This window comes from Microbispora hainanensis, from assembly GCF_036186745.1.
GTDB lineage: Bacteria > Actinomycetota > Actinomycetes > Streptosporangiales > Streptosporangiaceae > Microbispora.
The window spans coordinates 1,340,346-1,353,211 of sequence record NZ_CP108086.1; the positions used below are offsets into that span (position 1 = coordinate 1,340,346).

At 72.3% G+C, this 12,866-nt stretch carries 14 protein-coding genes; 10 read left to right on the forward strand and 4 right to left on the reverse strand.

Annotation, left to right across the window (positions count from 1 at the left end; translation table 11 throughout):
* Positions 1 to 14: 14 nt before the first annotated feature.
* Entirely contained in the window at positions 15 to 815 is an 801-nt protein-coding gene (locus tag OHB01_RS06070; RefSeq protein WP_142651536.1) for a class I SAM-dependent methyltransferase, read from the reverse strand.
* A 75-nt stretch (positions 816 to 890) separates the two neighbouring features.
* Here OHB01_RS06070 and OHB01_RS06075 point away from each other — a divergent pair, with 75 nt between their 5' ends.
* The gene (locus tag OHB01_RS06075) at positions 891 to 1,496 is read left to right on the forward strand and encodes a TetR/AcrR family transcriptional regulator (RefSeq protein ID WP_142651537.1); all 606 of its coding nucleotides are present in this window, start codon (positions 891 to 893) and stop codon (positions 1,494 to 1,496) included.
* A 223-nt stretch (positions 1,497 to 1,719) separates the two neighbouring features.
* Entirely contained in the window at positions 1,720 to 2,394 is a 675-nt protein-coding gene (locus OHB01_RS06080) for an HAD family hydrolase (protein WP_142651538.1), read from the forward strand.
* A gap of 221 nt (positions 2,395 to 2,615) precedes the next feature.
* Here the strand turns inward: OHB01_RS06080 and OHB01_RS06085 are convergent, their stop codons facing one another.
* Positions 2,616 to 3,233, reverse strand: a complete 618-nt coding sequence (locus tag OHB01_RS06085; RefSeq protein ID WP_260617509.1) for an HAD family hydrolase — start codon at positions 3,231 to 3,233, stop codon at positions 2,616 to 2,618.
* Between the two features lie 50 nt (positions 3,234 to 3,283).
* On the opposite strand from OHB01_RS06085, the gene OHB01_RS06090 reads away from it, so the two are divergent.
* Positions 3,284 to 4,570, forward strand: coding sequence for a hypothetical protein (locus tag OHB01_RS06090; RefSeq protein ID WP_328855069.1), 1,287 nt, complete (start codon positions 3,284 to 3,286; stop codon positions 4,568 to 4,570).
* A gap of 155 nt (positions 4,571 to 4,725) precedes the next feature.
* Here the strand turns inward: OHB01_RS06090 and OHB01_RS06095 are convergent, their stop codons facing one another.
* Positions 4,726 to 5,679, reverse strand: coding sequence for a Gfo/Idh/MocA family protein (locus tag OHB01_RS06095; RefSeq protein WP_168066507.1), 954 nt, complete (start codon positions 5,677 to 5,679; stop codon positions 4,726 to 4,728).
* A gap of 180 nt (positions 5,680 to 5,859) precedes the next feature.
* On the opposite strand from OHB01_RS06095, the gene OHB01_RS06100 reads away from it, so the two are divergent.
* A complete protein-coding gene (locus OHB01_RS06100) occupies positions 5,860 to 6,441 on the forward strand; it encodes an Ohr family peroxiredoxin (RefSeq protein ID WP_205831077.1) in 582 nt (193 codons plus the stop codon).
* Positions 6,442 to 6,507: 66 nt separating this feature from the next.
* Here OHB01_RS06100 and OHB01_RS06105 read toward each other — a convergent pair whose 3' ends face one another.
* Positions 6,508 to 7,266 carry a lytic polysaccharide monooxygenase gene (locus OHB01_RS06105; RefSeq protein WP_142651541.1) on the reverse strand — a complete coding sequence of 253 codons (759 nt, stop codon included), beginning with the start codon at positions 7,264 to 7,266 and terminating at the stop codon, positions 6,508 to 6,510.
* Between the two features lie 824 nt (positions 7,267 to 8,090).
* Here OHB01_RS06105 and OHB01_RS06110 point away from each other — a divergent pair.
* The 6 genes from OHB01_RS06110 (at position 8,091) to OHB01_RS06135 (ending at position 12,814) form a co-directional block, all read left to right on the forward strand.
* Positions 8,091 to 9,047 (forward strand): sensor histidine kinase, encoded by a 957-nt coding sequence (locus OHB01_RS06110; protein WP_168066509.1) that lies wholly within the window; start codon positions 8,091 to 8,093, stop codon positions 9,045 to 9,047.
* Positions 9,048 to 9,278: 231 nt separating this feature from the next.
* A complete protein-coding gene (locus OHB01_RS06115; protein WP_260617510.1) occupies positions 9,279 to 9,686 on the forward strand; it encodes an ArsR/SmtB family transcription factor in 408 nt (135 codons plus the stop codon).
* On the forward strand, positions 9,683 to 9,892 hold the full coding sequence (locus OHB01_RS06120; RefSeq protein ID WP_328855895.1) for a hypothetical protein: 210 nt from the start codon (positions 9,683 to 9,685) through the stop codon (positions 9,890 to 9,892). The genes OHB01_RS06115 and OHB01_RS06120 overlap by 4 nt, the downstream gene beginning before the upstream one ends.
* Positions 9,886 to 10,878, forward strand: coding sequence for a cation diffusion facilitator family transporter (locus tag OHB01_RS06125; RefSeq protein ID WP_185949093.1), 993 nt, complete (start codon positions 9,886 to 9,888; stop codon positions 10,876 to 10,878). Before OHB01_RS06120 ends, OHB01_RS06125 begins: the two co-directional genes overlap by 7 nt.
* A 528-nt stretch (positions 10,879 to 11,406) precedes the next feature.
* Positions 11,407 to 12,468 carry a glycosyltransferase family 9 protein gene (locus OHB01_RS06130; RefSeq protein WP_142651545.1) on the forward strand — a complete coding sequence of 354 codons (1,062 nt, stop codon included), beginning with the start codon at positions 11,407 to 11,409 and terminating at the stop codon, positions 12,466 to 12,468.
* 154 nt (positions 12,469 to 12,622) lie between these two features.
* Entirely contained in the window at positions 12,623 to 12,814 is a 192-nt protein-coding gene (locus OHB01_RS06135) for a hypothetical protein (RefSeq protein ID WP_142651546.1), read from the forward strand.
* Positions 12,815 to 12,866: the final 52 nt, after the last annotated feature.

Here is a 12,866-nt window from a genome sequence, read left to right on the forward strand (position 1 = left end):
CCGTCATCCGGGGGTCACCGTCGCGTCGCGGTCAGCACCACCGTGACGTACGACATCGTGAAGCCGCCTCCCATCGCGTCGATCGCGGCCCCGACACCGGCGAGCACCTCGGGCAGCGCGTCGGGCGGAAGCCGCGTGAGGGCGCCGGACGTCGGCATCTGGTCCAGCCACTCGTCACGCGTGTAGTAGCGCTGCCAGTCGTAGCGCCACTCCTCGACGTCGCCGAACGCGCCCGCGTCCCCGATCCCGTCGGCGGCCTTGGTGAACAGCGGCCGGTAGCCGTCGAGGGCCGACTTCACCGGCCGGTCCTGCGACGGGAAGCCGGACATCACCCGCCTGAAGACCTCGGCGTTCGCCTCCGCCACGACCGCCGGGGGCTCGAACACGTGCCAGAACAGCGCCAGCCGGCCGCCGGGACGCAGCACCTCGGCCGCCTTGGCCGCACCGGCGACCGGATCGATCCAGTGCCAGGCCGTCGCGGCGACGACCGCGTCGAACGTACGGGCGGCGGGCTCCCATGCCTCGAAGGTCGCCACCTCGACGTCGAGCCCCCTGCGGCGGGCGAAGTCGGCCATCCGCGCGTCGGGTTCGACGCCGAGCACCGTGCAGCCCGCCGCCTGGAACTGCCGGGCCGCGATGCCGGTGCCGCAGCCGACGTCGAGCACGTCGGGTCCGGGGCTCTCGGCGACGATCCGTTCGATCATCGTGTCGGGATAGGGCGGCCGGGTCCGGTCGTAGCGCTCGGCGTCCACGCCGAACGACTCCGCCATGTCTCTGGCCTTGTGTGATTCGTTCTCGGAAGCTGAAGTGGGCATGCGCCCACTATGAGTGGGCAAGTGCCCACTCGTCAATTCGGATAATCTCGACGCACGGACAGGAGGGATGGAACGGTGCCGACAGGGGTTGCCCTCCGCGACGCGCGGGAGCAGTTGTTCGAGGCCGCGGAGCGCGTCCTGCTCCGCGACGGGGTGAGCGGGCTGACCAGCAGAGCGGTCACCACCGAGGCTGGCTGCGCCAAGGGCGTCCTGCACCGGCACTTCGCCGACTTCGACGCCTTCCTCGCCGAGCTCGTGCTCGACCGCATCGCCAGGCTCGACGCCGAGGCCGACGCCCTTCGCCGCGCCGCCGGGACAGGCACCGTGATCGGCAACCTCACGACCGTGCTGACCGACCTGTTCGGGTCGGTCGCCATGGCGGTCGTCGGCCTGATCATCTCCCGCGACGCCCTGCGCGCCCGGCTGCGTCAGGCCAGGCCGGGCCCCGGCCTCCCGCTCCTGACGGAGGCCGCGGCCATGCTGGCCTCCTACCTCGCCGCCGAGCGCGACCTCGGCCGCATCGCGGCGGACGCCGACGTCGACACGCTCGCCCCCACGCTGCTCGGCGCCTCACACCTGCTGTTCGCCGACCGGGACGGCGGCCCGCCGCAGGCCGACGCGGTACACAAGATGGTCACCACGGTCGTCGCCGGCGTCGTACGGACCGGGTCTCGGGCGTAGGAAGCCACCCCCTTCTCCGACAAGGTCACCGCGAACCGGGCTCGAACTCCCCGGCCCTGACGCCGCCGAGCAACGCGGCCCACCCGGCCGGAGCAGCGGCAACGCCTCCACGCGGACAGCGTCGAACACTTCCGCGGCGGCAACGTCCTCCCGATCGCTCGTGGTCAGCCCCCCGTACGGCCGTCTCCACGTACGCCGCCTCGGGCGGGTAGCGTGATCAGACGTGACGAGGCTGGCGCTCTTCGATCTGGACAACACACTGGTCGACCACGACGAGGCATTCCGCCGGTGGGCCGAGGAGTTCGCGGACGACCACGGCCTGGACGCCGAGGCGGTCGAGCGGCTCGTCGCCCTCAACGGGCACGGCTACCTGCCACGCGAAGCGCTCTTCGCGCAGGTGAAGGAGGATTTCGGGATCGACGGCCAGGTCGAGGACCTTTACGCCGCGTACCGGCGCCGGATGCCGCGCCTCGCCCGCTGCCCGCAGCAGGTGCGCGACGGCCTGACCCGCCTGCGTACGGCGGGCTGGCGGGTGGCCATCGTGACCAACGGGCGCGCGGACAACCAGCTCGGCAAGATCCGGAGCACCGGCCTCGACGAGGTGGTCGACGCGTGGGCCGTCTCCGGGGCGGAAGGCGTCCGCAAGCCCGAGCGGGGGCTGTTCGAGATCGCCGCGACCCGTGCGGGCGCGAGCCTCGGCGCGGGCGGATGGGTGATCGGTGACCACCCGGTGATGGACGTGGCGGGGGGGCGGGCCATCGGGTTCGCCACGATCTGGATCGACCGGGGCACCTGGGCGGGCCAGGAGCCCGCACCGGACCACACCGTCACCGACGTGACCGAGGCGATCGGCATCCTGCTGTCCGGCGTGGAACACCCGATAGCAGAACGCCGATAGCAGAAGCTCGGCCCTCTGTGACCGGACGCGGCCCCGGCTCTCGGGATCGCCCGGCCTCACCCGGCCAAAGGTCAGCCCAGCAGCGACGCACGCGTGTAACCGGATAAGAGCCCGGCTCCCGGGATCGCCCGGCCTCGCCCGGCCGAGGGCCGGCCCAGCAGCAGGCGCGCGCCGCTTCCTGCGGCCGGACAACGGCCCGGCTGCCGGAATCCGGCTCTGGGTCAGCCCAGCAGCGGTGCGAGGGCCGTCTCCAGGTCGGGCAGGCCGGTGAACAGGACGGCCGTCATGCCGAGCGCCCTGGCCGCTTCGACGTTCTCCGCACGGTCGTCCACGAACAGGCATCGCCCGAGCGGCACACCCGCACGCTCGGCGGCGATCTCGTAGATGCGGGGGTCGGGCTTGACCACGCCGACCCGGGCGCTGCTGACCACCTCGTCGGCGAAGTGGCTCAGGCCCAGCCAGGCGAGATCGTCCTCCAGGTCCAGCGTCGCGTTGGTGACCAGCACGACCGGCACGTGCGCCTGGGCCCGGCGCAGCAGGTCGAGCACGTCCTCGTCCGCCCGGGCGGGCGCCTTGATGAACGCCGTGACCAGCGCGCGGGCCTGTTCCCGCGGCACCTGGAGGGCAAGGGCGGCCTCGGCCGCCTCCGTCCACTGCTCGACGGTGATCTGTCCCAGCAGCGCGGGCCGGTCCACCTCGGGCGCGAAGACGACCTTCGCGGTGGTGCCTTCGGCCAGGCCCATGGCCCGTTCCAGCTCGGTCAGCTCCGACTGGTCGTGGAAGCGGATGACACCGTCGAAGTCACACAGCACCGCGTCGTACGGCCGGGGGTTCGTCACCGCCCATCCATACCACGCGTGGGCCGAACCCCGAATGACATGATCGATGGGTGACGGTCAGACGGCTGCCCCTCCTCGTCCTGTGCGCGGTGCTGTGCGGAGTCCTGTGCACGGCGCTGTCGGCCTGCGGCCTCGTCCACGCCGGCGCGGGCGGCGAGGGCATGCTGGGCGCGGCGGACCTGTACGGCGCGTGGCCCTCCGAGGTGTCCGGCGCGCACCCGCCGCTCGTGCCCGCGCCCTGCCCGGACGAACCGCTCCGCAGCGACGACGACCGCCTGGACACGCGGGCGATCACCGCGAGCATGGCTCCCGGGGGCGGCGACCGCCGCTTCCAGATCTACGACTACGTGGCCGCCTACCGCCCCGGCGGCGCGCAGACGTACCTCGACGAGCTGGGCGAACGGCTCGGACGCTGCCAGGACGAGGAGGATCATTACTCCCTCGTCGCCAGGGACATCGGCGTGCCCGGCACGATGCTGGTGCAGCACGACCGCCTCAATGACGGCACGGAGACGACGGGCGTCTACCTGGTCGGCCGGGCCGGCGACCAGATCGTCTCCGTCCTGGAGAGCACGGGCGGGGACGCCACGCTGGTGAACGAGCTCGGCGTACGGGCGCTGCGCCGCGCTGGCGCGACCGGGGAGGCCACCCCCTCGATCGTCACGCACGAGGACACCACCCGCTGGGTCACCTACGCCGTGTCCACGGTCACCGAGGTACGCGTCTCGCGCGACGGCAGGGTGCTGACGCTCGACGCCCGGGTGCCCGACGGTCCCGACGGCTGCCTGCGGGGGCCGACCGGCAGGCTGGACGGCTTCGAGCCGAAGCTGGTCCGCGTCGACATCCGCTTCGAGTCCCGGCTCCTGATGGCCGGGAACGGCTGCCCCGGCGAGCGTACGGTGCCGGTGGAGGTGCCGCTGCCCAAGCCGCTCGGCGAGCGCGACGTGGTCGTCAACCTCGACCAGCTCTACACCCTCGACCGGCCGGGCCTGCTGCGCCGCTGCGGCGAGCCGGGCTGTCACCCGGCGCCGACGGGCTGCACCTCCGACTCCTACTACCGGGCGGCCAGGGACGCGGACGCGCCGGAGCACAGCTATCACCATGAGCGGGGATGCGACGGGAAGTGGCTCGTCATGGACATCTCGATCAGCGGCGGGCCGGTGTGCGAGAGGCCGGGCGAGTGTGCGGGCGCGTCCCGGGCGACCCGGTACTTCTACCGCGCGACGCCCACCGGCCGGCGGGTGATCGCGGGCACGACCAAGCCCGGGTGCGGCGACGTGCTCACCGCGGAGCCGCGCTTCCCGCGCGAGCTCTGCGCGGCGCTCACCGCACCGTGACCTCGGCCGACCCGGGCAGCCCCGGCCTGAGCACCCATGGACCCGGACGCTCCGACCTGGCCATCCTTGACGACCACACGACCACCCCGGCCGCCTCGACCGTCTCGACCACGAGGCCCCGGAGGCCCCCGTAGGCGGCCGGAGGGCAGGCTCCGTCAGCGCAGCATGTCGAGGGACCGGGCGGTGCCGAGGGAGTCGTCGGCCGCCGTGTGCCGGGGCTCGGCCTCTCCGCGCAGCACCTCGTGGATGTGGCGGATGCCCCAGGAGAACGCGGTGCCCTCGCCCGGCTCGTGCCGGGCGACCAGACGCCCGTCACGCCACACTTCGAGCCCGTCGTGCGGCCCGGGGTGGAACGGGTTGGTCACCCGGATCTCTCCGCCGGTGCCGACCAGGCGGGTGTACGTCGTGAACGGCAGGGCGAAGCTGCAGCTCATCATCAGCCGGCCGGAGTCGAACTCCAGGACCCCGGCGGTCTCGATGTCCACCCCCGCCTCGCCCTTGACCGAGACGGCGTGCCCGGCCACGGCGTCGCCGCCGAACAGCAGGTGCGCGAGCCGTACGGGATAGCAGCCCACGTCATAGAGCGCACCGCCGCCGAGGGCGGGGTCGAGCCGGATGTCCTCGGTGCCCTCCATCGTGAAGGTGAACGACGACCAGATCTCCCGCAGTTCGCCGATCGCGCCGTCGGCGAGCAGGCCGCGCAGCCGGGCCGTCTGCGGGTGGAACGGGAAGACGAACGCCTCCCAGAGCGGCCGGGCCGAACGGCGCGCCACCTCGATGACGTTCCCGGCCTCTTCGGCCGTGAGGCACAGCGGCTTCTCGCACAGGACCGCCTTGCCCGCTTCCAGGGCGGCGATGGTCCACTGCGCGTGCAGGGCGTTCGGCAGCGGGATGTACACCGCGTCGATCGACGGGTCCTCGATGACGGCCTCGTAGCCGCGTACGGCCCGGGTCACGCCGTTCCGCGCGGCGAACTCCTCGGCCCTGGACAGATCACGGCCCGCCACCACAGCGGCCGTGCCCCCGCCGGCCTCACGCAACGCGGGCAGGAACGCCCGCGCGGCGATGCCCGCCGTCCCGAGGACGCCCCACCGGACAGCCCCACTCATACCGCACCCACTCCTTGCCGCCGTTGCCGACATTTCGCCATTCACCGGGGAATGCCTGCCGGGACCGTAGCACAGCGGTATTGATGGGAACTTTTGCCTCCAAAGTCCGATATCGGGAAGCCTGCCGGGTACGTGACCCGCCGACCGGGACGCCGGCGAGCGGATGAGGGACGCACGAAAATGAGCGAGGAAACACGGCGATTCGCCCATCTGCCAACTGATCGGGCGCCCGGACCCGACTACTCGGGGCCCGGAGTCGAGGCGGAGCTCACCGGCCGGATGCCCGAGGGCCGACCCGCCGAGCGACCCCAGCGGCCAGAACGGCCCGAGCACTTCGAACGGCGCGGCGGATCGTATGACGACCTCTACACGGCCCGGGCCTCGTCCGCGCACGGCACGGTGACGTCGGACGACGGCATGCTCGACGTCCACGTCAAGGCGCCGGGCGAGCTGGGCGGCCCCGGCGGGGCGACCAATCCCGAGCAACTGCTCGCCGCGGCGTACGCCTCCTGTTTCCACAACTCGCTCACGCTGGTCGCCGGGAGGCAGGGCGTCAACACCTCCGGCGCCACCGTGGACACCGCCGTCACGTTGCGCAAGCGCGGCACCGCCGACGACTACACGATCGCCACCGACCTGGCCGTACGCCTGCCGGGGGTCGAGCCCGAGACGGCCCGCAGGCTGGTGGAGCAGGCCCATGACGAGTGCCCGTATTCGCGGGCCTTCACGCAGGGCGCCGAGGTGCACGTCCACCTCGCTTGACCACCCGCTACCCGTCCCGGCCGCGGCCGGGACGGGTGCGGAGAGCGGAACGCGCCGCCCTCTGTCTCAGATCCTCTGCCACAGGGCGGGGACGTTCGGCGGCTCCCAGCCCGCGAGCGCCGTGTGGGCCTGGATGCACCGGTACGTCGCACCGCCGTAGGTGACCTGGTCACCCACCTTGTACGCCGTACCGGCGGCCCAGGCGCCCTTGGGAACGGTCGGCGTGGGCGTGGGCGTGCGCGTCGGCGTGGGAGACGGGGTCGGAGTGCGCGTCGGAGTCGGGCTCGGAGTGGGCGTCGGGCTGGGCGTCCCGCCCCCGCCGACCTGGAGGTCGACACAGGCGTAGAACGCGTTGGCGGTGTCGGCGACGTTCCAGATCGCCAGCACCTTCTGCCGGCCCGTCCGTCCGCCCAGGTTCACGGAGTGGCTGACGGTGGCCGGGGGCTGCGCCCCGTGGTCGTCGAAGACGGCGATCCGGGTGCCTCCGATGTAGTACTCCCACGTGCTGGTCGAGTGGCGGGCGGTCAGCGACCACGTGAAGGTGACGGTGTTGCCGACACTGGTGGCCGGCCAGGGCTTGCTCTCGTCGTCGAGCTGGGCGAAGCGGGCGTTGCCGCCGCTGCAACTGCGCAGCCCCTTCGGTCCTTCCACGCTCTGGGGCTCGTAGATGATGTCGCCGCAATTGGGCACGCGGCCCTGGGCGCACATCGCCTGGCGGCTCGCGGGCGACGAGATGTATCCGTGCGCCTGGGCCGGTGAGGCGATGAACACCGTGGCGCCGATACCGATCGTCGCCGTCGCGAGGAAGGTCAGCGTCCTTCGCATGTGTGCTCCTCACTGCTGGGGGGTGGCGCAAATATAAAAGAAAGTTTCCTAACAGTGAAGGCCCAATGACAACGGGAGTCAGGAAGCGGAGGCGGGCCGGCCCAGCATGACGAGGCGACTTGGCAGGGCCCCGAGCGGCTTCCCGCATGCCCTCGTGGTGCACTGAGTTCAGGGGGATGTGCGCCATGTTCAGGGGGATGTGCGCCATGTTCAGGGGGATGTGCGCCATGTTCAGGGGGATGTGCGCCATGTTCAGGGGGATGTGCGCCATGTTCAGGGGGATGTGCGCCATGTTCAGGGGGATGTGCGCCATGCCGCGACGTTCGAGCACGGCCCTGCCGGCACCGGTCAACGGTGTCGCCGCCATGCCGCCGTGTCCGGCGGCGACGTCGATGTGGCTGTTCGCGGATCACCCACTGGCCACCGGCCCGCCCCCGCACAACGACCACACGCCGTGTCCACCCCCACACAAGAGCCGAGCCCCGCACGACGGCCCGCCCCCGCACAAAGGCCGGGCTACGCACAAGCGCCAGGCGCTGTGCCCACCCCCGTACAAGAGCCGAGCCCCGCACAAGCGCCAGGCGCTGTGCCCACCCCCGTACAAGAGCCGAGCCCCGCACGACGGCCCGGCCCCGCACGACGGCCGGGCTACGCACGAGCGCCAGGCGCTGTGTCGGGCCCTGCACAAGGGCTGGGCGCTGTGCAGGACGCCGCACAAGGGGCGGGCGCTGTGCCGGACGCCGTGTCAGCCACCGTGCCTGCCACCGTCTCGTCCACCGCGTCAGACGCTCTGCCGGACGCTGTGTGCGCTCCAACTTGTGCCGGTGCTCCCGGCGTACGGGGACCCGGTGGTGCTCCTGGCGCTGATCTGCGGGGTGCTCCTGCTGGCCGGGACGGTCGCGTATCTCGGCCTCCGCCTGACCGGCCGAATGATCTCGCCGTCACCGGCGCCCCGGACCGAGCCGGACGAGGGTGAGGAGGAGGGCTCGCAGCGGCCGGCCCCGGTGCCCGACGAGGCCGACTGCCTTGCACCCGGCATGAACCGTACGCTCGGGCAACTGGAGGAGGCACTGGAACGGCAGCGCCGTTTCAGCTCCGACGCCTCCCATGAGCTACGCACCCCGATGACCGCCATGCGTACGCAGATCGAGGACGCGCTTCAGGCACCGCAGGAGACCGACGTGACCACCCTGGCCATGGCGCTGCTGCCGAGCCTCGACCGGCTGCAGCGGATCGCGACCGACCTGCTGGCGCTCTCGCAGTTGGAAAGCGACGCGCTGCCCGTCCGGCGGCAGCGGGTGGATCTCGGCAAGCTCGCCGAAGGCGAGCTACAGATGCTGCCCATCACGAAGCGGCTGGTCCCCCTGCTCGACCCGGACGTCGTCGTGCTGGGAGACCCCCACTCGCTCGGCAGCCTCATCAGCAACCTCATCGGCAACGCGCAGCGGCACGCCGCCAGCACGGTCACGGTCACCGTGTGGCGCGAACCACGAGAACCGCGCGAACCCGGGGGATCACCGGACAGATCGCCGGATGCATCACTGAACGGAACGGCCGTGCTCGAAGTGGCCGACGATGGCCCCGGGATCCCCAGCGAGCAGCGGGAGAAGGTCTTCCAGCGGTTCACGCGGCTCGACGCGGCCCGCAGCAGGGACGCGGGAGGAGCCGGGCTGGGGCTGGCCATCGCCCGCCAGGTCGCCCAGAACCACGGCGGCCGGCTGACCATCGAAGACAGCGCCGAGGGGGCGCGCTTCGTGCTGCGGCTGCCGCTCGCCCCCTGAACCCCCGAACCCCCGTATCCCCGCACCCGCCGAACCCCGGAGCCCCAGCACCCGGAATCCCCGAACCGCCGACTTCCGACCCCCGCACCCCATACCCCCGTATTCCCGCACCGCGGAACCCCGGAGCCCCCGAAGCCCCGAACCGCAGAGCTCCGAAGCTCCGTGGCGGGTTCGGCAGAGAACGACCGGGAACGCGTTGACATGACGCGTCCGCGACCTACACTCAAACGAGTGAACGATCGTTCAAGTGTTGTGGATCTCGCGACGGCCGACTCCTGCGCGCTCCCGGTGGTGGACGCCCACCGGGTGGAGACGGTCAGGAGGGCCATGCCGTCCCATGGGACGGTGGAGGACCTGGCACAGGTCTTCGGCCTCCTCGCAGATCCCGGGCGACTGCGGCTGATCGCGGCGCTACTCGAGGGCGGCGAGATGTGCGTCTGCGATCTCGCCGCGGCGACCGGCCACAGCATGTCCGCAGCGTCGCACGCCCTGCGCCTGCTCCGAGTCCACAACGTGGTGAAGGTGCGGCGCGCGGGAAGGATGGCCTATTACCGCCTCGCGGACTCGCACGTGCGGCTGCTGTTCGACCTGGCGATCACGCACATCGGACATGAGGAGAAGGACCGCGACGATGGGTGAAGCCGGTAGGGAGCACGGGCACCACACCGGGACGGGCGACGACCGCGAGCACGGGCACGCGCGCGACCATGACGACGCGCACGGCCGCGGCCGCGGTCGAGACCATGCGCGCGGTGGCGCTCGCGGTGGCGCTCGCGGTCGCGGTCATGGTCATGGACACGGTCACGGGCACGCGGTCAGCGCCGAGGCCGACCGGCGGCTGCTGACCGGCGCGCTGGCGCTCATCCTCGGTTTCATGGCGGTCGAGGTCGTCATCGGCGTCATCGCGCACTCCCTGGCCCTGGTCTCCGACGCCGGGCACATGCTCACCGACGCCATCGCCATCGCCTTCGCGATCATCGCGATGCGGATCGCCGCCCGCCCGCCGCAGGGCGGCTTCACCTACGGCCTGAAACGCGCCGAGATCATCAGTGCCCAGATCAACGGCATCACGCTGCTGCTGCTCAGCGTCTACTTCGTCTATGAGGCCGTATGCAGGCTGATCGAGCCGCCCGAGGTCCACGGCGCGTACGTCGTCGCGACCGGCATCGCCGGAATCGTCGTGAACCTGGCCGCGACCTGGCTGCTGAGCAGAGCCAACCGCGGCAGCCTGAACGTCGAGGGCGCCTTCCAGCACATCCTCAACGACCTGTTCGCCTTCATCGCCACGACCATCGCCGGCGCGGTGATCTGGCTGACCGGCTGGGGCCGGGCCGACGCCCTGGCCGCCCTGGTCGTGGCCGCCCTGATGCTGAAGGCCGGGTGGGATTTGGTGCGCGAGTCCGGCCGGGTCTTCATGGAGGCCGCCCCCGCCGGGATGAACCCCGCGGAGATCGGCCGCAAGGCCGCCGCACTGGAACACGTGGTGGAGGTGCACGACCTGCACATCTGGGAGGTCACCAGCGGCTACCCCGCCATGTCGGCGCACATCCTGGTCGCGCCCGGCGCCGACTGCCACGCCGTACGGCAGGCCGCGCAGCGGATGGTCCACGACGAGTACGGCATCGCACACACCACGCTGCAGGTCGACCACGCCCCGCCCGAGCTTCTCGCGATCGGCGAGACGGCGGCCGGGGCGGCCGAGCCCCACTGTGCGGACGCGCACGGCCCCGCGCACGTCAACGGGCAGACGGCGGCCGGGGAGGGCCGTCCTTCGCAGAGCTGCGCCGCCCGCCGCTACATCAGGTTCCCCAGCGCGAGACGCCTCTCCTGACCCCGGCCCCTCAAGGCTGCCCACCGCCCCGCCGATATATCAGGGTTCCCGAACGCCGGACGCCTCTCCTGACCCCGGCCCCTCAAGGCTGCCCACCGCCCCGCCGATATATCGGGGTTCCCGAACGCCGGACGCCTCTCCTGACGGACCCCCGGCCTCTCCCAGGGCCGCACCGCCGCCACATCAGGTCTCCCAGCGCTGGATGCCTCTCCTGACCGTCGCCCCTTCCGTCCTCGGCGGGTGTGGTGCTCTAGCCAACTGGGGCGAGGGACATGGCGGAATCCGGACGGCAGGCGGAGGCACGGGGAACGGGAGCGCGGACGGTGCGGCCGATTCCCGGACGGCCCTCATCGGGGGGCTGCGCGCGGGCTTCGGCTGACGGGCTCCGTTTGCCAACCGACCTCAGGGGTATCAGGCGCGCATGTTCGCCCCGTCCGACCCGGACGTTCTCGTGCCCACCAGGGGCCTCCCGGGCGCGCCGGCCGTCACGTCGGCCGCCCTCGCGGCGCAGACCGTGTCAGAGACGGCATGGGCGCGCTGATCGAGGGCGTACGCCGCGTCGCGGTGCTGCGGGCCAACGCCCTGGGCGACCTGGTGCTCGCGATGCCCGCCCTGGAGTCGCTCCGCCGGGCCTACCCGGGGGCCCGGCTGACCCTCCTCGGCACCCCCTGGCACGCCCGGTTCCTGGACGGCAGGCCGGGGCCGGTCGACGACGTCATCGCCCTGCCCCCGATCTCCGGGGTGTCGACGACGGACGGCGGCTACCCGGCTCCGGAGACGCTGTTCAAGGAACTGCGCGAGCACCGGTTCGACCTGGCCGTACAGATCCACGACGGCGGGCGCCACTCCAACCCCTTCGTCAAGGCGATCGGCGCCCGCGTCACGGCCGGTCTGTGCACGCCGGACGCCGTACGGCTCGACCGGTGGGTGCCGTACGTCCACTACCAGCACGAGACGCTGCGCTACCTGGAGGTGGCCGCGCTGGTCGGCGGGACGGCCGAGGCGTACGAGCCGAGCATCGCGGTGACCGACGCCGACCACGCCGAGCTCGCCCGCGTGTACGGCGAGCCGCCTCCCGGCCTGGTGGCGCTGCATCCGGGGGCGAGCGACCCCCGGCGGCGCTGGCCGGCGCGGGCCTTCGCGGAGGCGGCCGACCGGCTCGGCCGCCCGGTCGTGATCACGGGCGTCGAGAGCGAGCGGGAGGTGGTCGAGGAGGTCACGGCGGCGATGCGGCGGCCCGCCGTCACGGCGGTCGGCACGCTCGGCATCGGCGGCCTCGCCGCCCTGTACGAGCGCTGCGACCTGGTCATCTCCAACGACACCGGCCCCCGCCACCTCGCCGCGGCGGTCGGCACGCCCACAGTCGGCATCTTCTGGTGCGGCGATCTCATCAACTCCGGGCCCTTCGGCCGGGCTCTCCACCGGCCGCTGGTCTCCTGGACGGAGCGGTGCCCGGTCTGCGGCGTGAACGGCCACGATGCGCGGCCGCCGCGGTGCCCGCACGACGAGTCGTGGGTGGCCGACGTCCCGGTCGACGACGTGGTCGAGCAGGCGGAGGACCTGCTCCGCCACCAGAGCCGGACACCCTGACGACCAGACGACCAGCGGACGCCTCCGCGACCGGCAGGACGCCTCGAATCAGCGGGACCGCCCCGGCAATTCAGCAGGACGCCTCGGGTCAGCGGGACGCCGTGACGACCAGCGGGGCTGCCCCGACAACCAGCGGGACACCGGAGGCTCCCCGGTGGCGAAGACGACCCGCGCCGCGAGGAAGCCGATCCGGCTGTCGTCGGACGGCCGGATCACGCCGGTGGACGTCAATGTCTGCGTGTACGACCGGCCGCACCGCATAACCCTGAATCGGCCGCGCCGTACGACCCTGAACTGTCACGCCGACGCCATCACCCCGGCCATCATCGCCGGCCGGCCGCGGTGACCGTACTCCCCCGGTCGTAGCGGCGTACGCCCCTGATGCGACGGCGGTAGCA

Bases quoted from the DNA above. Each gene is read 5' to 3' on its own strand.
- OHB01_RS06070 (WP_142651536.1), bottom strand. From the start codon at position 815: ATGCCCACTTCAGCTTCCGAGAACGAATCACACAAGGCCAGAGACATG.
- OHB01_RS06095 (WP_168066507.1), bottom strand. From the start codon at position 5,679: ATGAGTGGGGCTGTCCGGTGGGGCGTCCTCGGGACGGCGGGCATCGCC.
- OHB01_RS06100 (WP_205831077.1), top strand. From the start codon at position 5,860: ATGAGCGAGGAAACACGGCGATTCGCCCATCTGCCAACTGATCGGGCG.
- OHB01_RS06105 (WP_142651541.1), bottom strand. From the start codon at position 7,266: ATGCGAAGGACGCTGACCTTCCTCGCGACGGCGACGATCGGTATCGGC.
- OHB01_RS06130 (WP_142651545.1), top strand. From the start codon at position 11,407: ATGGGCGCGCTGATCGAGGGCGTACGCCGCGTCGCGGTGCTGCGGGCC.